This window comes from Streptomyces sp. NPDC040405, from assembly GCF_055595765.1.
In genome coordinates this window covers 235,711-254,451 of the sequence record NZ_JBVIVI010000005.1, presented here as the reverse complement: position 1 = coordinate 254,451, position 18,741 = coordinate 235,711, and the positions used below count along the sequence as shown (strand labels likewise).

The 18,741-nt window shown below is 72.0% G+C and carries 18 protein-coding genes and 1 riboswitch; of the genes, 8 read left to right on the top strand and 10 right to left on the bottom strand.

The features are described 5' to 3' along the window. Positions 1–6: 6 nt before the first annotated feature. Complete coding sequence (locus tag ACZ59A_RS22425) at positions 7–1,239, top strand: Cmx/CmrA family chloramphenicol efflux MFS transporter (RefSeq protein WP_470960985.1); 1,233 nt, start codon at positions 7–9, stop codon at positions 1,237–1,239. Positions 1,240–1,271: 32 nt separating this feature from the next. Here the strand turns inward: ACZ59A_RS22425 and ACZ59A_RS22420 are convergent, their stop codons facing one another. After that, entirely contained in the window at positions 1,272–1,544 is a 273-nt protein-coding gene (locus ACZ59A_RS22420) for a DUF4031 domain-containing protein (RefSeq protein ID WP_468049624.1), read from the bottom strand. Further along, the gene (locus ACZ59A_RS22415; protein ID WP_468049625.1) at positions 1,544–1,900 is read right to left on the bottom strand and encodes a hypothetical protein; all 357 of its coding nucleotides are present in this window, start codon (positions 1,898–1,900) and stop codon (positions 1,544–1,546) included. Before ACZ59A_RS22415 ends, ACZ59A_RS22420 begins: the two co-directional genes overlap by 1 nt. 113 nt (positions 1,901–2,013) lie before the next feature. Here ACZ59A_RS22415 and ACZ59A_RS22410 point away from each other — a divergent pair, with 113 nt between their 5' ends. Beyond that, positions 2,014–2,946: a MurR/RpiR family transcriptional regulator gene (locus ACZ59A_RS22410; protein ID WP_468049627.1), complete on the top strand. Its 933-nt coding sequence runs from the start codon at positions 2,014–2,016 to the stop codon at positions 2,944–2,946. 76 nt (positions 2,947–3,022) lie between these two features. Beyond that, the gene (gene murQ, locus ACZ59A_RS22405; protein WP_470960982.1) at positions 3,023–3,979 is read left to right on the top strand and encodes an N-acetylmuramic acid 6-phosphate etherase; all 957 of its coding nucleotides are present in this window, start codon (positions 3,023–3,025) and stop codon (positions 3,977–3,979) included. Positions 3,980–4,110: 131 nt separating this feature from the next. Here the strand turns inward: murQ and groL are convergent, their stop codons facing one another. The 4 genes from groL to thrC form a co-directional block, all read right to left on the bottom strand. Then, positions 4,111–5,736, bottom strand: a complete 1,626-nt coding sequence (gene groL, locus ACZ59A_RS22400) for a chaperonin GroEL (RefSeq protein WP_470960980.1) — start codon at positions 5,734–5,736, stop codon at positions 4,111–4,113. 341 nt (positions 5,737–6,077) lie between these two features. Beyond that, on the bottom strand, positions 6,078–6,284 hold the full coding sequence (locus ACZ59A_RS22395; protein WP_009716982.1) for a cold-shock protein: 207 nt from the start codon (positions 6,282–6,284) through the stop codon (positions 6,078–6,080). A gap of 432 nt (positions 6,285–6,716) precedes the next feature. After that, positions 6,717–6,992, bottom strand: coding sequence for a MoaD/ThiS family protein (locus ACZ59A_RS22390; protein ID WP_468049631.1), 276 nt, complete (start codon positions 6,990–6,992; stop codon positions 6,717–6,719). Continuing rightward, positions 6,989–8,275 (bottom strand): threonine synthase, encoded by a 1,287-nt coding sequence (gene thrC, locus ACZ59A_RS22385; protein ID WP_470960977.1) that lies wholly within the window; start codon positions 8,273–8,275, stop codon positions 6,989–6,991. The genes ACZ59A_RS22390 and thrC overlap by 4 nt, the downstream gene beginning before the upstream one ends. Positions 8,276–8,292: 17 nt before the next feature. Beyond that, positions 8,293–8,434: riboswitch (SAM riboswitch) on the bottom strand. Between the two features lie 175 nt (positions 8,435–8,609). On the opposite strand from thrC, the gene ACZ59A_RS22380 reads away from it, so the two are divergent. Together ACZ59A_RS22380 and ACZ59A_RS22375 are read left to right on the top strand one after the other, a co-directional pair. Then, positions 8,610–9,557, top strand: coding sequence for a glucosyl-3-phosphoglycerate synthase (locus ACZ59A_RS22380; protein WP_470960975.1), 948 nt, complete (start codon positions 8,610–8,612; stop codon positions 9,555–9,557). Positions 9,558–9,693: 136 nt separating this feature from the next. Beyond that, positions 9,694–11,160 carry an alpha,alpha-trehalose-phosphate synthase (UDP-forming) gene (locus tag ACZ59A_RS22375; RefSeq protein ID WP_470960973.1) on the top strand — a complete coding sequence of 489 codons (1,467 nt, stop codon included), beginning with the start codon at positions 9,694–9,696 and terminating at the stop codon, positions 11,158–11,160. A 275-nt stretch (positions 11,161–11,435) separates the two neighbouring features. Here the strand turns inward: ACZ59A_RS22375 and otsB are convergent, their stop codons facing one another. The 3 genes from otsB to ACZ59A_RS22360 all read right to left on the bottom strand — a co-directional run bounded on the left by otsB (position 11,436) and on the right by ACZ59A_RS22360 (position 13,855). Then, positions 11,436–12,275, bottom strand: a complete 840-nt coding sequence (otsB, locus tag ACZ59A_RS22370) for a trehalose-phosphatase (RefSeq protein ID WP_470960971.1) — start codon at positions 12,273–12,275, stop codon at positions 11,436–11,438. A 69-nt stretch (positions 12,276–12,344) separates the two neighbouring features. Continuing rightward, a complete protein-coding gene (locus ACZ59A_RS22365; RefSeq protein WP_470960969.1) occupies positions 12,345–12,578 on the bottom strand; it encodes a DUF3263 domain-containing protein in 234 nt (77 codons plus the stop codon). Next, positions 12,575–13,855: an extracellular solute-binding protein gene (locus ACZ59A_RS22360; RefSeq protein WP_470961778.1), complete on the bottom strand. Its 1,281-nt coding sequence runs from the start codon at positions 13,853–13,855 to the stop codon at positions 12,575–12,577. The genes ACZ59A_RS22365 and ACZ59A_RS22360 overlap by 4 nt, the downstream gene beginning before the upstream one ends. 258 nt (positions 13,856–14,113) lie before the next feature. Between ACZ59A_RS22360 and ACZ59A_RS22355 the strand changes: the two genes are divergently transcribed. The 3 genes from ACZ59A_RS22355 to ACZ59A_RS22345 all read left to right on the top strand — a co-directional run bounded on the left by ACZ59A_RS22355 (position 14,114) and on the right by ACZ59A_RS22345 (position 17,529). Further along, complete coding sequence (locus ACZ59A_RS22355; protein WP_470960967.1) at positions 14,114–15,148, top strand: ROK family protein; 1,035 nt, start codon at positions 14,114–14,116, stop codon at positions 15,146–15,148. Further along, positions 15,148–16,332 carry an N-acetylglucosamine-6-phosphate deacetylase gene (gene nagA, locus ACZ59A_RS22350; protein WP_470960965.1) on the top strand — a complete coding sequence of 395 codons (1,185 nt, stop codon included), beginning with the start codon at positions 15,148–15,150 and terminating at the stop codon, positions 16,330–16,332. The genes ACZ59A_RS22355 and nagA overlap by 1 nt, the downstream gene beginning before the upstream one ends. A gap of 225 nt (positions 16,333–16,557) precedes the next feature. Beyond that, positions 16,558–17,529 (top strand): 1-phosphofructokinase family hexose kinase, encoded by a 972-nt coding sequence (locus tag ACZ59A_RS22345; protein ID WP_470960963.1) that lies wholly within the window; start codon positions 16,558–16,560, stop codon positions 17,527–17,529. A 30-nt stretch (positions 17,530–17,559) separates the two neighbouring features. On the opposite strand, the gene ACZ59A_RS22340 is transcribed toward ACZ59A_RS22345, so the two are convergent. Further along, on the bottom strand, positions 17,560–18,555 hold the full coding sequence (locus ACZ59A_RS22340; RefSeq protein WP_470960961.1) for a carbohydrate-binding protein: 996 nt from the start codon (positions 18,553–18,555) through the stop codon (positions 17,560–17,562). Positions 18,556–18,741 lie beyond the last annotated feature (186 nt).

The following is an 18,741-nucleotide window of genomic DNA, read 5'->3' as shown; positions in this document are numbered from 1 at the left end:
GTCGGCATGCCCATCGCCGTTTATGTACTTGGCCTGTCCGTTTTCGCCCTCGGGACCTCCGAATTCATGCTGTCCGGGCTGCTGCAACCCGTTGCCCGGGACATGGGGGTGACGATCCCCACGGCCGGGCTGCTCATATCGGCGTTCGCCATCGGGATGGTGGTCGGGGCGCCGGTGCTGGCGGCGGCCACGCTCCGGTTGCCTCGGCGGACGACGTTGATCGCGCTGCTCGCCGTGTTCGGGCTCGGGCAGGTCGCGGGGGCGGTGGCGCCGTCGTATGGGGTGTTGTTCGCGTCGCGGGTGGTGAGCGCGCTCGCGTGTGCCGGGTTCTGGGCCGTGGGGGCGGCGGTGGCCGTGTCGCTGGTGCCGGTGAACGCACGGGCGCGGGCCATGTCGGTGATGGTCGGCGGGCTCAGCGTCGCGAACATCGCGGGGGTTCCGGCCGGGGCATTCCTGGGGCAGACCGCGGGGTGGCGGTCGGCCTTCTGGGCGGTGGCCGGGCTGTCGGTGCTGGGGCTGATCGGGGTGATCGCGCTCGTACCGCGTACGGAGGTGCCGACCGGGGACGACCGACCGCGGCTGAAGGCCGAGTTGCGGATCTACCGCGACCGTCAGGTCTGGCTCGCGCTGGTCAGCACCGCGCTGAGCGGGGGCGCGGTCTTCTGCCTGTTCTCGTACCTCGGGCCCCTGCTCACGGACGTGGCCGGGCTGGACGAGGGCTGGGTGCCCACGGTCCTGGCGCTGTTCGGGGTCGGCGCGCTGATCGGTACGGCGATCGGCGGGCGGATCGCGGACGCGCACCTGTTCGGGACGATGTACGGCGGCATCACCGCCTCGACCGTCGTGCTGGGCGTCCTCGCGCTGACCGCGCACAGCCCGGTCGCGGCCGTGGGCCTGTCGCTGCTGCTCGGCTTCACCGCCTTCTTCACCGCGCCCGCGCTCAACGCCCGCATGTTCAACGTCGCGAACGCCGCCCCGACGCTCGCGGGCGCGACCACGACCTCCGCCTTCAACATCGGCAACACGGTGGGCCCCTGGCTCGGCGGCCTGGTCATCGACGCGGGCTGGGGCTACCCGGCGGTCGCCTGGACGGGCGCGGCCCTGGCCGGTACGGGCATCGTGACGACGGCGATCGCGGGGCGGCTGCACCGCGCGGATGCCTCGTCCCACATCATCGCCAAGTCGTCGGCGGCGGCCTCGCCCGCCCGCGAGGCGGAGGTCGCTTCGGAGGCGTCGTGAGCCGGGTCCGGTAAGCCCTCAGCGGTATGTCCTCAGCCGCGCGCCGCGGGCACCCGGCGGCGGCGCAGGCCCGCCGCCGTGAGCCTGCGCAGCAGCTCCTTGCAGCCGACCTCCTCCGCGCCCTCGCGCACCGCCCGCGCGTAGAGGTCGCTCGGGACGTCGTAGTGGTCGCGGTCGAAGCCGCGGCGCGGGGCGCCGATGCGGATGGCGAAGGCGTGGAGTTCGTCGTACGAGACGTCGCTCACCAGGTGGGACCACATGCGGCCGTGGCCCGGCCACGAGGGCGGGTCGATCAGTACGGCCATCAGAGGGTGGTCCCGAGTCGGCCCACAGGGGCCACCGCGACCGCCGTCTTGCCGCAGACCCAGTGCGGATCGGGGCCCAGTTCGGGTTGCACGTCGAGGGCGTGGAGGTCGCCGCCCGTGGTGCAGACCGGGCACAGGGGCCAGCGGCCGTAGCGCTCCAGCAGGGCGTCCTGGACGTCCTGGGCGACCAGACCGCTGACGAACGCCACGCCTTCCGGCCATTGCTCGACCCACCAGCGGCGATGCGCGATGGCGTCCTCGACGAGCGAGACGATGTCGGCGTGGGCGACGTCTCCCGCCGCGAGGTCGGCCAGGACGAGCGCGCGTGCCGCGTGCAGTGCGTGTTCGAGCTTCATGGGTCCCATTGTCACCTTTGCTTCGTCGCCCCGCCTTCCCACGTCGAAACGGCCTCGAAACCGCCTCCGCGCGCAGTCTTGACGGGCCTCGTGGCTGGAAATAGTTTTCAGATGTGAGCAGCAAGTTGAAGGAAACTTTCACTCCCCTCACCGACCCCGCCGTGCCCGCCCCTTCCGCCCTCGCGGCGAAGGTACGCACCCTGGGCCCGTCCATGACGCGCTCGATGCAGCGCGTCGCCGAGGCCGTCGCGGGCGATCCGGCGGGCTGCGCGGCGCTCACCGTCACCGGGCTCGCCGAGCGCACCGGTACCAGCGAGGCCACCGTCGTCCGCACCTCCCGGCTCCTCGGCTACCCCGGATACCGCGATCTGCGCCTCGCGCTCGCCGCGCTCGCCGCGCAGCAGGCGGCGGGCCGGGCACCGGCCGTCACGGCGGACATCGCGGTCGACGACCCGATCGGCGACGTGATCGCCAAGCTCGCGCAGGAGGAGCAGCAGTGTCTGGCCGACACCGCCGCGGGGCTCGACCCCGGCCAGGTCGAGGCCGCGGTCGCCGCGGTCGCCGCCGCCCGCCGGATCGATGTGTACGGCATCGGCGCGTCGAACCTGGTCGCCCAGGACCTGGTCCAGAAGCTGCTGCGGATCGGCCTGATCGCGCACGCGCACGCGGATCCCCATCTGGCCGTCACCAACGCCGTACAACTGCACTCCCGCGACGTCGCGCTCGCGATCACCCATTCGGGGCGGACGACGGACGTCATCGAGCCGCTGCGCGTCGCCTTCGAACGCGGGGCGACCACCATCGCGATCACCGGCCGCCCGGACGGCGAGGTCGCACAGTACGCGGACCTCGTCCTCACCACCTCCACCGCGCGCGAGAGCGAGCTGCGCCCGGCGGCCATGTCCAGCCGCACCAGCCAGCTGCTGGTGGTGGACTGCCTGTTCATAGGCGTGGCGCAGCGCACGTACGAGAGCGCGGCCCCCGCCCTGTCCGCCTCGTACGAGGCGCTCGCACACCGGCACGACCCCCGCCCCAGCCACCGCTGAGACCGAGCCCTGGCCACGGGCAACGCGCAACGCCATCCCCCACCGTCCCGCTTACGTAGGGAAGAGCCGCTTCGCCATGACTTCCGCCGCCGATCAGCACCAGCAGCACCAGCAAGAGCGACAGCTCCGCGCCCAGCTGGAGACCCTCACCACCGAGGCGTTCCGCCCCGAACTCGCCGAGATCGACCGGCTCGACACCGTCGAGATCGCCCGCATCATGAACGCCGAGGACGCCGGAGTCCCCGCCGCCGTCGCCGCCCAGCTCCCCCGGATCTCCGCCGCCATCGACGGCATCGCCGCGCGCATGGCGGACGGCGGACGGCTGCTGTACGCGGGCGCGGGCACCGCCGGGCGGCTCGGGGTGCTCGACGCGAGCGAGTGCCCGCCCACGTTCAACACCCCGCCGGACCGGGTGGTCGGGGTGATCGCGGGCGGGCCGAGCGCCGTGGTGTCGTCCGTGGAGGGGGCGGAGGACAGCGCGGAGCTGGCCGCCGAAGACCTGGACCGGCTCGGGGTCGGCCCGAAGGACGCGGTCGTGGGCGTCTCGGCCTCCGGCCGCACCCCGTACGCCGTGGGCGCCGTCGAGCACGCCCGCCGCCGGGGGGCGCTCACCGTCGGGCTGTCGTGCAACGCGGGCTCGGCGCTCGCCGCGGCCGCCGACCACGGCATCGAGGTCGTCGTCGGACCTGAGCTGCTCACCGGGTCCACCCGGCTCAAGGCGGGTACCGCGCAGAAGCTCGTGCTCAACATGATCTCGACCATCACCATGATCCGGCTGGGCAAGACCTTCGGGAATCTGATGGTCGACGTGCGCGCCTCGAACGAGAAGCTGCGGGCGCGCACGCGCCGAATCGTCTCGCTGGCGACCGGCGCCACGGACGAGCAGATCGAGAGCGCGCTGACGGCCACCGGCTGGGAGGCCAAGAACGCCATCCTCACGATCCTCGGCGGCGTGGACGCGCCCACCGCCGAGAAGCTGCTCGCCGAGGGAGGCGGTCATCTGCGCGCCGCCCTCGAAGCGGCCAGGACATAAGCGGCCAAGGCAAAAGCGGCCAAGGCGTAAAAAGAAACGGCGGCGGGGCGGCACCCCTGGGAGAAAGGGTGCCGCCCCGCCGTCGTCAGTGGACGGTGTGACCGACCGGCGCGCGGGGGCGCCGAAGCCGATCAGAAGTCCATGTCACCGCCCGGCATGCCACCCGGGGCGCCCGCCGGAGCGGCCTTCTCGGGCTTGTCGGCGATGACGGCCTCGGTGGTGAGGAACAGCGCGGCGATCGACGCGGCGTTCTGCAGCGCGGAGCGCGTGACCTTGGCCGGGTCGATGATGCCCTCGGCGATCAGGTCGATGTACTCACCGGTCGCGGCGTTGAGGCCGTGACCCGGGGTGAGGTTGCGGACCTTCTCCACCACGACGCCGCCCTCAAGGCCGGCGTTGACGGCGATCTGCTTCAGCGGGGCCTCCAGGGCCAGGCGCACAGCCTGGGCACCGGTGGCCTCGTCACCGTCGAGCTCCAGCTTCTCGAAGACCGAGACGGTCTGGAGCAGGGCCACGCCACCACCGGCGACGATGCCCTCCTCGACGGCGGCCTTGGCGTTGCGCACCGCGTCCTCGATGCGGTGCTTGCGCTCCTTCAGCTCGACCTCGGTCGCGGCACCGGCCTTGATGACGGCCACGCCGCCGGCCAGCTTCGCCAGGCGCTCCTGGAGCTTCTCGCGGTCGTAGTCCGAGTCCGAGTTCTCGATCTCGGCACGGATCTGGTTGACGCGGCCCTGCACCTGGTCGGTGTCGCCCGCGCCGTCCACGATCGTGGTCTCGTCCTTGGTGACCGTGACCTTGCGGGCGCGGCCGAGCAGGTCCAGACCCGCGTTCTCCAGCTTGAGGCCGACCTCCTCGGAGATGACCGTGCCACCGGTGAGGATGGCGATGTCGCCGAGCATGGCCTTGCGGCGGTCACCGAAGCCCGGAGCCTTGACGGCGACGGACTTGAAGGTGCCACGGATCTTGTTGACGACCAGGGTCGCCAGCGCCTCGCCCTCGATGTCCTCGGCGATGATCAGCAGCGGCTTGCCGGACTGCATGACCTTCTCGAGCAGCGGGAGGAGGTCCTTCACGCTGGTGATCTTCGAGTTGACGATCAGGATGTACGGGTCGTCGAGCGACGACTCCATGCGCTCCATGTCCGTCGCGAAGTACGGGGAGATGTAGCCCTTGTCGAAGCGCATGCCCTCGGTGAGCTCAAGCTCCAGCCCGAAGGTCTGCGACTCCTCGACGGTGATGACGCCTTCCTTGCCGACCTTGTCCATCGCCTCGGCGATGAGCTCGCCGATCTGGGTGTCGGCGGCGGAGATGGAGGCGGTGGAGGCGATCTGCTCCTTGGTCTCCACGTCCTTGGCCTGCTCGAGCAGCTGGGCGGAGACGGCCTCGACGGCCTTCTCGATGCCGCGCTTGAGGGCCATCGGGTTGGCGCCCGCGGCTACGTTCCGCAGACCCTCCTTGACCAGCGCCTGGGCGAGGACGGTCGCGGTCGTCGTGCCGTCACCGGCGACGTCGTCCGTCTTCTTCGCGACCTCCTTGACCAGCTCGGCGCCGATCTTCTCGTACGGGTCCTCGAGTTCGATCTCCTTGGCGATGGAAACACCATCGTTGGTGATCGTGGGGGCGCCCCACTTCTTCTCGAGGACGACGTTACGGCCCTTGGGGCCGAGGGTGACCTTGACGGCGTCGGCGAGCTGGTTCATCCCGCGCTCGAGGCCGCGCCGCGCCTCCTCGTCGAACGCGATGATCTTGGCCATGTGAAGTGGTCCTCCCAAGACGGGGTGGATTGCTCCGGACCGCGCCTGGCGCCCGCGACGGACGGCCTGCCTGCCGTGCGGTTCCTTGCCCCGCGCGGCGTCGGCTTGCCTCACCGACCCGATCCTTCTGTCACTCTCACCTTCAGAGTGCTAACGCAATAATTAGCACTCGCCCCATGAGAGTGCAAGCGCCCGACGGGCGTCAAGAGAGGCATGGGGACGGCGTGGGGGATGGTGGCCGCGCGGGGAACCCGGAGACGCGCGGGCATGCCAGAGGGCCCGCCCCCTCGCGGGGTACGAGCCCTCCGGCACTTCTTGTCAGCTGCCTCGCGTTCGGCGCGTCAGCCTACGGCCACGCGGACCATGTCCGCCTGCGGGCCCTTCTGGCCCTGCGAGATCTCGAACTCGACCCGCTGGCCTTCCTCGAGGGTGCGGTAACCGTCCATCTGGATCGCACTGTAGTGGACGAACACGTCCGCACCACCGTCGACCGCGATGAAGCCGTACCCCTTCTCCGCGTTGAACCACTTGACGGTGCCCTGAGCCATTCCTAACTCCCCTATTGCTGGCCCTTGCGCAGGACCGCACTCCGCGGACCCGGGTCAGACCTCACCCCCCGAGTCGAGGGGGGTGTGCGCCGGAACGCGTCGACCGCCGCTGAATGTATCCGTCCCAACGCCCTCTGCAACAGGTCAATTGGACGAGAATTCTGGGCACGGCCGATCGGGAATAAGTGGAGAATTCCTGTGAAGTTCGGGCAAACCTGGCGGGGCATAGGGTATCAACCCGACAAATCGCGCACACACTTTGCGCACAAGTTGACGAGTTCTCATATGCGGTGGCGCCGGGGCCGATGGGGAAGCGGGGCAACTGTATCGCGATTCCACACACGGAATCGCCCCGTCCGTTTCTCCCGGACGGGGCGATTTCCAGAGGTGAGGGGGGTGATGGGGCGTCAGCAACCACCCTCGGCTGTGGGGTCAGCCACCCGCGACCGCGGGGATGATCGACACCCCGGCGCCGTCCGGCGTGGCCGTGGCCAGGCCCTCGGCGAACCGCACGTCGTCGTCGTTGACGTAGACGTTCACGAAGCGGCGCAGCTTGCCGGTGTCGTCCAGGATGCGGGCCGCGATGCCCGTGTGGTTCTTCTCCAGGTCCGCCAGGACCTCGGTGAGGGTCGCGCCCTCGGCACTGACCTCGGCCTGGCCGCCGGTGTAGGTACGCAGGATGGTCGGGATTCGGACGTTGACGCTCATGCGAGGCCTGCCTCTCGGAACGAGTCAAGGGTGGGGCGGATGATGGCGGAGGGGCCCGTAGTGGGGGCCACCGCGTCGAGGGTCTTGAGGCCGTCGCCGGTGTTCAGAACGACGGTCGTCAGGGACGGGTCGAGAAGCCCGTCCTCGATCAGCTTCTTGGTCACGCCGACGGTCACGCCGCCCGCGGTCTCCGCGAAGATCCCCTCGGTGCGGGCGAGCAGCTTGATCGCGTCGACCACCTGCTCGTCGGTGACGTCCTCCACCGCGCCGCCGGTGCGGCGCGCGATGTCGAGGACGTACGGGCCGTCCGCCGGGTTGCCGATGGCCAGCGACTTGGCGATGGTGTTCGGCTTCTGCGGGCGCACCACGTCGTGGCCCGCCTTGAAGGCGGCGGAGACCGGGGAGCAGCCCTCGGCCTGGGCGCCGAAGATCTTGTACGGCTTGTCCTCGACCAGACCGAGCGCGATCAGCTCCTTGAGCCCCTTGTCGATCTTGGTGAGCTGGGAGCCGGAGGCGATCGGGATGACGATCTGGTCCGGCAGCCGCCAGCCGAGCTGCTCGCAGATCTCGTACGCCAGGGTCTTGGAGCCCTCGCCGTAGTACGGCCGCAGGTTGACGTTGACGAAGCCCCAGCCCTCGCCCACGGGGTCGCCGATCAGCTCGCTGCAGAAGCGGTTGACGTCGTCGTACGTGCCCTCGATGCCGACCAGCTCACCGCCGTAGACGGCGGCCATGACGACCTTGCCCGCCTCCAGGTCGTGCGGGATGAAGACGCACGAGCGGAAGCCGGAACGGGCGGCCGCGGCGCCCACCGCACCGGCCAGGTTGCCGGTGGAGGAGCAGGACAGCGTGGTGAAGCCGAACGTGCGGGCCGCCTGGACGGCGATGGCGACGACCCGGTCCTTGAAGGAGTGGGTCGGGTTGCCGGAGTCGTCCTTGACGTGCAGCTCGCCGGTGATGCCCAGCTCACGGGCGAGCCGGTCGGCCTTGACGAGCTGGGTGAAGCCCGGGCTCAGGCTGGGGAGTGTGGCCACGTCGGCGGGGACGGGCAGCAGCGGCGCATAGCGCCAGATGTTGTCCGGACCGGCCTCGATCTGCTTGCGCAGCCCTTCCGGATCGCCGCTCGGCAGGTCGTACGCGACCTCGAGCGGCCCGAAACACGACCCGCACGCGAAGATGGGACCGAGGTCGAAGCGCTCACCGCACTCGCGGCAGGACAGGGCGACGGCGGGGCCGAAAGCGGCAGCGGAAGTGGTTGAGCTTTCGACAGATTGCACAGCCATGGAGGCGAGGCCCTTTCTCCTCATCTTCCTCGGGACGCATTTCGCCACGAGACGGAATTGGCACCTTCCCGAGCTGGGAGCCTCGCTACAGGACGCGAGACCAGCTGGAGGGTTGCCGGGGCTTCAACGGGCCGTTCCCTCTGCCCCTCTGGATGAGCGGTATGGCCACCGGGCCGGACCCGGGGCATTTGTCCGCACGGTGCCCCCGACATACGAAGGTCATGTGCGCTGTTCAAGACTGTAACCGACGGCCCGGAGGGTTGAGCCAGCCGTCCGAACCGCGAGATGGATCACAACGATCACTCCGAGCGATCACAGCAGGGAGACAAGACAGGTGCTGGATGAGGTGGAGCGCTGGCTGGAGCGCCGCTCCTGGTCGGCCGACGACCGTCCGCTGGACCGCCTGCTGGCCGCGAAGCGGGACCCGGCGACCAGCGTCAGCGTGGTGCTGCCCGCGCTGAACGAGGAGGCGACCGTCGGCGAGATCGCCGCCGCGATCCGCCGCGAGCTGATGACCGAGGCCATGCCGCTCGTCGACGAGCTGGTGGTGCTGGACTCCGGTTCCACGGACCGCACCGCCGAGGTCGCCGCGGCGGCCGGGGCGCGAGTGGTGCACCGCGACGCGCTGCTGCCGCGGCTGCCCGCGCTGCCCGGCAAGGGCGAGGTGCTGTGGCGGTCGCTGCTGGCGACCAGCGGCGACATCGTCTGCTTCATCGACGCCGACCTGCGCGAATTCGACGCGCGCTTCGTCTCCGGGATCATCGGGCCGCTGCTCACCGATCCCGGGATTCAGCTGGTCAAGGGCATGTACGACCGGCCGCTGCGGGACACCGCGGGCCAGGGCGGACGGGTCACCGAGCTGGTCGCCCGGCCGCTGCTGAACCTGCACTGGCCGCAGCTCGCCGGTTTCGTCCAGCCGCTGGGCGGCGAGTACGCGGCCCGGCGCTCGCTGCTGGAGCGGCTGCCGTTCCCCGTCGGGTACGGGGTCGAGCTGGGCCTGCTGGTCGACGCGCTGCACACGGTCGGGCTCGACGCCCTCGCCCAGGTCGACATCGGCGTGCGCAAGCACCGCCACCAGGACGGCAAGGCGCTCGGCCGGATGGCCGCGGCGATCTACCGCACCGCCCAGCTGCGGCTGGCCCGCGGCCATCTGGTGCGGCCGCGGCTGACCCAGTTCGAGCGCGGCGAGAACGGCTTCGAGCCGCGGACGACGGCCGTGGACACGGAGGAGCGGCCGCCGATGATCGAGATCCCGGAGTACGCGGAGCGGCGCGCGGCCTGAGGGCCGCCTCTTCCGGGGCAAGAAACCGTACGTGCACCTTCTCGGGGTACGCAGAACGGCACGGGCGCGTAACCCTCGCGGGCACAAGAAACCGTACGTACGTTTGCGCGGGGTGCCCGATGGCTAGGCTCGCGACATGGCCGTTGAGCGCAGCGCACCGATCCTCGTCGCGTCCAACCGCGGCCCGGTCTCGTACGCGCTGGGTGAGGACGGTTCGCTCACCCCCAAGCGCGGGGGCGGCGGGCTGGTCTCCGGGCTGAGCGCGATCGGGCCCGACGCGGGCGCGGTATGGGTGTGCGCCGCGCTCGGCGACGGCGACCGGGAGGCGGCGCGCCGCGCCGGGGCCGGGCATCTGGCCGCGGCCGACACCGGCGGGCAGCAGGTGCGGATGCTGGACATCGCGCCGGACGTCTTCGCCGCGGCGTACAACGGCGTCGCGAACTCGGTGCTGTGGTTCGTCCACCACCTGCTCTACCAGACCCCGGTCGAGCCGGTCTTCGACGCGGAGTTCCGCGCCCAGTGGGCGGCGTACGAGACGTACAACGCGGCCTTCGCCGACGCGCTCGCCCAGGAGGCGGCCGAGGGCGCGGTCGTGCTGGTGCAGGACTACCACCTGGCGCTGGTCCCCGGGCTGTTGCGGGCGCTCCGCCCCGACCTGCGGATCGGCCACTTCTCGCACACACCCTGGGCGCCCCCGGATTACTACCGGCTGCTGCCGGACGATGTCGCGGCGGGCGTGCTGCGCGGCATCCTCGGCGGCGACCGCGCCGCCTTCCTCACCGGGCGCTGGGCCGCCGCCTTCGCCGACTGCTGCGCGGCGGTGCTGGGCGCGGAGGTCGTCCGGGAGGCGGACGGCTCCGCGGCCGCCGTGCGCTTCGAGGGCCGGGAGACCCGGCTCGGGGTGCACGGCCTCGGCGCCGATGCCGACTTCCTGCGGGAGCGGTCGCGGGCCGCCGATGTGGAGGAGCGGCTGACGGCGCTGCGCGAGCAGATCGGACCCGGCCGGAAGACGATCGTCCGGGTGGATCGCACCGAGCTGTCCAAGAACATCGTGCGCGGGCTGCTGGCCTACCGCCGTCTGCTGGAGACCCGCCCCGAGTGGCGCGAGCGCGTCGTGCACGTGGCCTTCGCCTACCCGTCGCGCCAGGACCTCGCCGTCTACCGCGACTACACCGAGCGGGTGCGGGTGCTCGCCGAGGAGATCAACGCGGAGTACGGGACGGAGGGCTGGCAGCCGGTCGCGCTCCATGTAAAGGACGACTTCGCGCGCTCCCTGGCCGCCTACCGCCTGGCCGACGTGGCGCTCGTCAACCCGATCCGGGACGGGATGAACCTGGTCGCCAAGGAGGTGCCGGTCGTCTCCGAGCGGGGCTGCACGCTGGTGCTGTCGCGGGAGGCCGGGGCGTACGAGGAGCTGGGCGCGGACGCGGTGACGGTGAACCCGTACGACGTCGAGGGCACCGCCCGCGCCCTCGACGAGGCCCTGCGCACCCCGGACGGCGAGCGCGCGGACCGCACGAAGCGTCTGTCCGCCGCGGCGACGGCCCTCCCACCCCGCGACTGGTTCCTGACCCAGCTGCGGGCCCTTCAAGCCGAGGACTGACCCCCACCCCGCCTCTTCCCGAATCCGGGGCTCCGCCCCGAACCCCGACCGCCCCGAGGCTCCGCCCCGGGCTCCGCCGTCGTTGGTCTGCCCCCACCCCGCCCCTTCCCGAATCCGGGGCTCCGCCCCGGACCCCGTCGCCGGGCTGAGCACCCGTGTCCGCGCCCGCCGCGCGTCGCAACACCCCGGGCCCAGGGGACTTGTCCCCTGGCGCCGCGACGCTCGGCGCATCGCCACCGGCGACCGGGGGTCCAGGGGGCTTGCCCCCTGGGGACTCAGCGCAGGGCCTCCGCCAGGGAGCGCAGCAGGGACACCACCCCGGCCGGGCCGTCGACCACGAGGTCCGCGCGCTCCGCCAGGGCCGTCACCTCCGTGCTGCCGCTGCACACCAGCAGCCCCGGCACGCCTTCCTTCCGCAGCCGCTCCACGGCCGCGAACGCGGCCAGGTCGCCGAGGTCGTCGCCCGCGTAGAGCACCGCGCCCGCGGAGGTCTCGCGGACGTACTCCAGCAGCGCGACGCCCTTGTCCATGCCGGGCGGGCGCAGTTCCAGGACCAGTCGGCCCGGTTCGACGATCAGGCCGTGGCGCTCGGCCAGCGCGTGCAGCGGGGCGCGCAGCTGGTCGAAGGCGGCCTGGGGGTCCTCGGTGCGGCGGGTGTGGACCGCGATGGCACGGCCCTTGTCCTCGGTCCAGGTGCCGTGCCAGGCGCCGTTGGCCGCCAGGACACCCGGCAGTTCGGACCGGACGGCGGCGATGCCCGGATGGGGTTCGGGGGTCTGGACGGCGCGGCTGGACGCGTCCCAGCGCTCGGCGCCGTAGAGGCCGAGGACGACGAGGTTGGCGGGGGCGCCGCCGTCCCCGAAGCCGCCGTAGCGGACGGCGACTTCGGCCGGGCGGCCGGTGATCACCGCCAGGGAGCGCAGCCGGGGGCCCAGGGCCGAGAGGGCCGCGACGGCGCCGGGGTGGGCGCGGGCCTGGTCGGGGTCGGGGACGATGTCGGCGAGGGTGCCGTCGAAGTCGACCCCGACGACGGCCCGGTCGGGCCGGCCCAGGAGGGCGGCGAGGCCCTCGCGTCCGGCGGCGGTGACGGGTTCGGGGAGGGGGTGGCTGCCCATGCGGGCGACCCTACCCGGCCCCGCCCGCCGGCACCCGTACCGCCGGCCGACATCGGCCAGCCCGAGACCTCAGCGGCGTTCGCGCCGCTCGTCGCGCACGCGGCGCAGCCGGTTGACCGTCACCGGGTCGTGCTCCAGCGCGCGAGGATCGTCCAGCAGGGCGTTGAGCAGCTGGTAATAGCGGGTCGGGGTGATGCCGAGCCGCTCCCGTATGGCCCGCTCCTTGGCGCCCGGCCCGGGCCAGCCGTCGCGCTCCACGGCGAGCACGGCCAGATCCTGTTCGGAGAGTTCTTCGTCGGTCACGAGTTGGCCGTCTCCATGGCATCCGCCGCCCGCTGGATCTCGCCGAGGACGCTCGCCGGGTCGCCGCCCTTGGTCACCGTCGAGCCGATCTTCTCCTTGATCAGCTTGCTGATGCTCGCCCACGAGGTCTTGTCGGCCGGGTAGAACTGGGCTCTCTCCATCTGGTCGAGGAAGCGCCACAGCGCCTTGTGGTCCTTCTCGTGGCGCATCGTCGCGGAGACGGCCGTGGTGACCGGCAGCAGGTCGTACTGGTCGGCGAAGTCCAGCACGTTCTTCTCCTGGTAGACGAAGTTGAGGAACGTGCCGATCTGCTTCCGCTTGCCGTTCGCGTTGAACGCCATGAGCCAGTCGGCGACGCCCATCGTCGAGGTGGACTTGCCGCGGCGGCCGGGCAGCGGGGCGGTGGCGTACTCGATGTCGTGGCCGGACGCCTGCTGCATCAGGGTGGGGTGGCCGTTGAGCATGCCGACCTCGCCGCGGGTGAACGCGTCGAAGACGTCCTGGCGGTTGGTGCGGGCCGGGGAGCTCGGTCCGGTGAGGTCCGCGCCGACCAGCTCGTCCCGCAGCCATTCGAATGTCTCGATGTTGGCGGTGGAGTCGATGGTGTAGCTGCCGTTGGAGTCGGTGTAGCCGCCCCCGCCGCTGAGCATCCAGATCATGGCCTCGGCCTGCGACTCCTCGGGCCCGAGCGGAAGCCCGTACGGGATCTTCACCCCGGCCGACTTCAGCTGCCGCGCGGCGTCCTTCAGCTCCGCCCAGCTCGTGGGGGCGGAGGATATCCCGGCCTCGTCGAACAGCTTCTTGTTGTAGAAGAGCAGCCGGGCGCTGGAGACGAAGGGCAGCCCGTACAGCACCCGGCTCACCTCGCCCGCCTGGGCGATCGAGGGGATGAACGACGCCTGGGTGGGGATGGAGAGCATCTGGTCGGCGCGGTAGAGCTTGCCCGCGGCGGCGTAGTCGGCGTACGCGCCGATCTGCGCGATGTCCGGGCTGTCGCCGTCCTTGACCATGTCGGCGACCTTTTTGTCGACTTCGGTCCAGCTGTAGACCTTGACGTCGACCTTCATGCCGCTGTTCTTGGCCTCGAAGGCCCGGGCCAGCTTGTCCCAGTACTTCTGGGAGGTGTTCTCGGCGCTGTCGCCGTAGTCCGCCGCGATCACCTTCAGGGCGTTCCCGTCCGATGCGGAGCTTTCGCTGCCGCACGCGGACAGCGCGGGCATCGCCACCGCCGTCGCGGCCCCAGCCGTCGTCAGACTCAAGAACCGTCGCCGCTGCACTGCGTTTTCCCACCCCATGGCTGTATTCATCCTCCGCGATGCTTCTCGCGAAGGTCGAGCGAGTCTGCCTTGCAAACCTCCACAAGGTCTACACCATGGGCGTATCGCTTCGGTATCGGACCTCTCCTTACCAGGTCAGACGTATCGCACACCCCTACGTGGGATGTGTCACGTCGTCACAACTCGCTTACCTGCGACGACGATCGGCCCGGCGAGTGGACTAGACCTCTCGTGGTGGATCGCGGGAGACTGTCCCCTGTGAAACACGTCATCGCCCTCGATGTGGGCGGCACAGGCATGAAGGCCGCCCTGGTCGGGGCGGACCGGACACTCCTGCACGAGGCCAGGCGGCCCACCGGGCGGGAGCACGGACCCGAGGCCGTGGTCGCCGCGATCCTCGACTTCGCCGCCGAGCTGCGCGCCCTCGGCGAGCGGCGGTTCGGCGAACCGGCCGCGGCCGCCGGGGTCGGCGTGCCCGGCGTGCTGGACCAGGACCGCGGCGTCGCCGTCTTCGCCGCCAACCTGGGCTGGCGCGACGTACCGCTGCGCGCGCTGCTGTCCGAGCGGCTGGGCGGCGTCCCCGTAGCCCTCGGCCACGACGTACGGACCGGCGGGCTGGCCGAGGGGCGGCTGGGGGCGGGCCGGGACGCCGACCGGTTCCTGTTCGTGTCGGTGGGCACCGGGATCGCGGGCGCCATCGGCATCGAGGGCCGTCTCGAACCGGGGGCCCACGGCGACTCCGGCGAGATCGGCCACATCGTCGTACGGCCCGGCGGCGCCCGGTGCGGCTGCGGCCAGTCCGGCTGTCTGGAGACGCTGGCCTCGGCCGCCGCGGTGGGCCGCGCCTGGGCGGCGGCCGGGGGCGGGCCCGGCGCGGACGCGGCCGACTGCGCCAAGGCCGTCGAGTCCGGCGACCCGCGGGCCGCGGCGGTGTGGCGGGAGGCCATCGGCGCGCTCGCCGACGGCCTGGTGACCGCCCTCACCCTGCTGGACCCCGAGCTGCTGATCGTCGGCGGCGGGCTCGCCGAGGCCGGGGAGACGCTGCTCACCCCGCTGCGCGCGGCGATCGAGGAGCGGATCACCTTCCAGAGCCTTCCCCGCATCGTCCCCGCGGCCCTCGGGGACGCCGCGGGCTGCCTGGGCGCGGGACTGCTCGCCTGGGATCTCGTCGCCGCGCAGTCGCCGCGATCCGCCCAGTCGTCACAGTCCGCCCACTCGTCTCAGTCCGCCCAGCCATCCACGTCCCCCTCACCCCCCGCGCAGCCCGCGCAGTCCACGGAGGTATCCGGCTGATGATCCAGCGAACGGTTCTCACAGGCGCCCGGGTGGTGCTGCCGTCCGGCGTGATCACGGACGCGACGCTGACGGTCGAGGGCACCCGCATCGCCGGAACGGCCGCCGGGGACGGCACGCCCGGGGACGGCGCACCCGGGGGCGCGGGCGATGCCGTACGGGATCTGTCCGGCTGCTGGATCGTCCCCGGCTTCGTCGATCTGCACCTCCACGGCGGCGGCGGTGCCTCGTTCTCCACCGGCACCGCCGAGGAGGCGCTGACCGTCATCCGCACCCACCGCGCGCACGGCACCACGACGATGCTGGCCTCCACCGTCACCGGCGATCTGGACGACCTCGCCCGGCAGGCGGCGGTCCTCTCCGAGCTGGCCGAGGAGGGCGAGGTGGCGGGCGTCCACTTCGAGGGGCCGTTCATCTCCCCGCACCGCTGCGGCGCCCACCAGCCGTCGCTGCTGCGCGACCCCGACCCCGCGGACGTGCGCAAGCTGATCGACGCGGCGCGCGGCACGGCGCGCATGATGACGCTCGCGCCGGAGCTGCCGGGCGGGCTGGAGTCCGTACGGCTGCTGGCCGACAGCGGCGTGCTGGCGGCGGTCGGCCACACCGACTCGACGTACGAGGCGACCCGGGACGCCGTGGAGGCGGGCGCGACCGTGGCGACCCACCTGTTCAACGCGATGCCGTCGCTGCTGCACCGCGAGCCCGGCCCGGTGGCCGCGCTGCTGGAAGACGAGCGGGTCACCGTCGAGCTGATCAACGACGGGACGCATCTGCACCCCGCCGTGCTGCAACTGGCCTTCCGGCGCGCGGGCGCGGACCGGGTCGCCTTCATCACCGACGCGATGGGCGCGGCGGGCATGAGCGACGGGCGCTACCCGCTCGGCCCGATGGAGGTCGAGGTCAAGGACGGGGTGGCGCGGATCAGCGACGGGCCCACGGCCGGGTCGATCGCGGGCTCCACCCTCACCCTCGACCACGCGTTCCGGCGGGCCGTCACGGTCGACGGGCTGGGCGTGGACCAGGCGGTCCGGGCGCTGTCCGCGACCCCCGCGAAGGTGCTGGGGCTGGCCGACCGGGTGGGGTCGCTGGAGGCGGGCAAGGACGCGGATCTCGTCGTACTCGACGCCGACTTCCGGCTGCGGGGCGTGATGCGGCGCGGCGGCTGGGTGGTCGACCCCCACTAGAGCCGCGGCCCCGGCCGCTCCCCTGACCCGAACGCTCCCCTCGTCCCCTCGACCCTGAATTGGCCGATTCCGCACCATGATTGGGCGTCCCGGTCACCTCAAAGGGGTGGGCCGGGCGCCGAGCGTTTGGCATGATCGCTCACGCGCGGGCGCCGCTCGGTACCCAGCCACACGCTTCAGCACAGGAATCTCCGTCCGGCGGGGGGACGGGAGAGGAGATGCCGGGTGATCCTGACGGTCACGCTCAACACCGCCCTCGACATCACCTACCGGGTGCCCAGACTGCGCCCGCACGCCAGCCACCGCGTGACTGAGGTCACCGAACGGCCCGGCGGCAAGGGCATCAACGTCGCGCGCATCCTCGCCGCACTCGGCCACCACACCACCGTCACCGGCTTCGCCGGCGGAGTGACGGGCACGGTGGTCCGCGAGCTGCTGGCCGCGCACGCGCGACCCCCTGAGGACATGGATCCGGCCACGGGGCCACAAGGACGCGTCACCGACGCGCTGGTGCCGATCGCCGGTACCACCCGGCGCACCCTCGGCGTCGTCGACACCGCGTCGGGCGACACCACCCAGCTCAACGAGGCCGGACCGGCCGTCACCGCCGCCGAGTGGGCCGCCTTCACGGACGCCTACGTCCGGCTGCTGCGCGAGGCCGCGGCCGTCGCGCTGTGCGGCAGCCTGCCGCCCGGCGTCCCCGTGGGTACGTACGCCCAGCTCATCCGTGAGGCCCGGGCCGCGGGCGTCCCCACCCTGCTGGACACCAGCGGCGAACCGCTGCGCCGCGGCGTCGCAGCCCGCCCCGACATCGTCAAGCCCAACGCCGAGGAGCTGGCCGGGCTCACCGGCTCCACCGAACCGCTGCGCGCCGCGCGCGACGCCCGGCGGCGCGGGGCGCGCGCGGTGGCCGCCTCGCTCGGCGCGGACGGACTGCTCGCGATCACCGCCCAGGGCGCCTGGCGCGCGGCCCCGCCAGAGCGCCTGGCGGGCAATCCGACGGGCGCCGGGGACGCGGCCGTGGCAGGGCTGCTGTCCGGTCTTGTGGACGAGGCGCCCTGGCCCGAGCGGCTGGCGCGCGCGGTGGCCCTGTCGGCGGCGGCCGTACGGGCACCGGCCGCGGGCGAGTTCGACCGGGCGGTCTACGCGGAGCTACGGGACCGGATCGAGGTCACCGAGCACCCGGCGGCGGCCTGAGGGAGCGCCGCCGCCCCGCGCATACCGTCATCAGCCCCTCTTCAGCCACATCTGGTCGAGGTTGACGTCACACTTGTCGCCGTCGTCGCAGGACAGGGTGATCGTGTTGCTGCCCTGGCTGAGCTGGACGATGGACCACGAGTACGTCCAGCCCTTCTCGTAGTCGCCCTTGGGCGCGTTCGAGAAGTTCTTCAGGCTGATCGGCCGGGCCGACTTCTTGCCGTTGATCTTCAGCGACAGGGACTGGTCCTCGCCGGGCACGCCGTAGCGCACGTACAGCTTGTACGACTTGGCCCGGTCGACGTCCACGTCCCAGGTCGCCGAGGAACCCGGGCTGTTGAGGCCGCCGACGTAACGGCCGCCCTCGCCCTTGGCGCCCTTGACGTCGCTCGCCGCGGCCGCGCTGCCGCCGAGCGACATGTTGGCCGCGTCCTCCTTGGGCAGCTTCCCGGCGGGCTTCTTCGAAGGCCCCGGCTTGTCGCTGGGCTCGACGCTGGACGCCGAGGTGGGCTTGCCGCCCGCTTGGTCGCCCTGGTCCTTCTTGTCGTCCCCGTTGGTGAGCATCGCGACGCCGATGCCGATGACGACCACCGCGACCACCGCGACGGCGCCGATCAGCAGCCCCCGGTTGTTGGGGCCGCGGCCACCACCGCGCGGGGCGGCGGCGGGCTGGCGGGGGCCGTTGCCGCCGGGCAGCGTCTCGGGGGCGGCGTAGTGGGCGTTCTGCTGGCCGTAGCCCTGCTGGCCCGGCTGGCCCTGCTGCCCGTAACCCTGCGGCTGCTGGTTCGGGATCTGCTGCCCGTAGTTGCGCTCACCGACCGCGCGGACGTGGTTGTACGAGGTGCGGGGCACCCCCGGCTGCTGCTGCCGGGCGGCCGGACCGGGGTAGCCGTACCCACCGGTACGGGGGGCACCCGACTGACCACCCTGGCCGCCCTGCCCGCCCTCGTCGCCCTCCGAGCGGTACAGATAGGCGAACGGGTCGTCGTTCTCCGGTGTGTCCGAGCCGTTGTTGCCGGCCGTCATCCCTGGTCACTCCCCTATGCATATGGCCATCGGCGCTCAGGTGTGCGTACGCGCCACGACAGCTCATATCAGGGCCGACAGGGCCTAAGAAGGGCGTGGGCTGTCCGGATGGCCAATATTCATGATCGGTTCACTGTCGGCGGCAGGGCCGCATCGACGCAGCGTACCCCGATCGGAGCGGGGTGG

What these genes read in the sequence shown, in the direction of transcription:
- ACZ59A_RS22425 (WP_470960985.1), top strand. Translation starts at nt 7, where the DNA reads ATGCCCATCGCCGTTTATGTACTTGGCCTGTCCGTTTTCGCCCTCGGG.
- ACZ59A_RS22420 (WP_468049624.1), bottom strand. Translation starts at nt 1,544, where the DNA reads ATGGCCGTACTGATCGACCCGCCCTCGTGGCCGGGCCACGGCCGCATG.
- ACZ59A_RS22415 (WP_468049625.1), bottom strand. Translation starts at nt 1,900, where the DNA reads ATGAAGCTCGAACACGCACTGCACGCGGCACGCGCGCTCGTCCTGGCC.
- murQ (WP_470960982.1), top strand. Translation starts at nt 3,023, where the DNA reads ATGACTTCCGCCGCCGATCAGCACCAGCAGCACCAGCAAGAGCGACAG.
- groL (WP_470960980.1), bottom strand. Translation starts at nt 5,736, where the DNA reads ATGGCCAAGATCATCGCGTTCGACGAGGAGGCGCGGCGCGGCCTCGAG.
- ACZ59A_RS22395 (WP_009716982.1), bottom strand. Translation starts at nt 6,284, where the DNA reads ATGGCTCAGGGCACCGTCAAGTGGTTCAACGCGGAGAAGGGGTACGGC.
- ACZ59A_RS22390 (WP_468049631.1), bottom strand. Translation starts at nt 6,992, where the DNA reads ATGAGCGTCAACGTCCGAATCCCGACCATCCTGCGTACCTACACCGGC.
- thrC (WP_470960977.1), bottom strand. Translation starts at nt 8,275, where the DNA reads ATGGCTGTGCAATCTGTCGAAAGCTCAACCACTTCCGCTGCCGCTTTC.
- ACZ59A_RS22375 (WP_470960973.1), top strand. Translation starts at nt 9,694, where the DNA reads ATGGCCGTTGAGCGCAGCGCACCGATCCTCGTCGCGTCCAACCGCGGC.
- otsB (WP_470960971.1), bottom strand. Translation starts at nt 12,275, where the DNA reads ATGGGCAGCCACCCCCTCCCCGAACCCGTCACCGCCGCCGGACGCGAG.
- nagA (WP_470960965.1), top strand. Translation starts at nt 15,148, where the DNA reads ATGATCCAGCGAACGGTTCTCACAGGCGCCCGGGTGGTGCTGCCGTCC.
- ACZ59A_RS22340 (WP_470960961.1), bottom strand. Translation starts at nt 18,555, where the DNA reads ATGACGGCCGGCAACAACGGCTCGGACACACCGGAGAACGACGACCCG.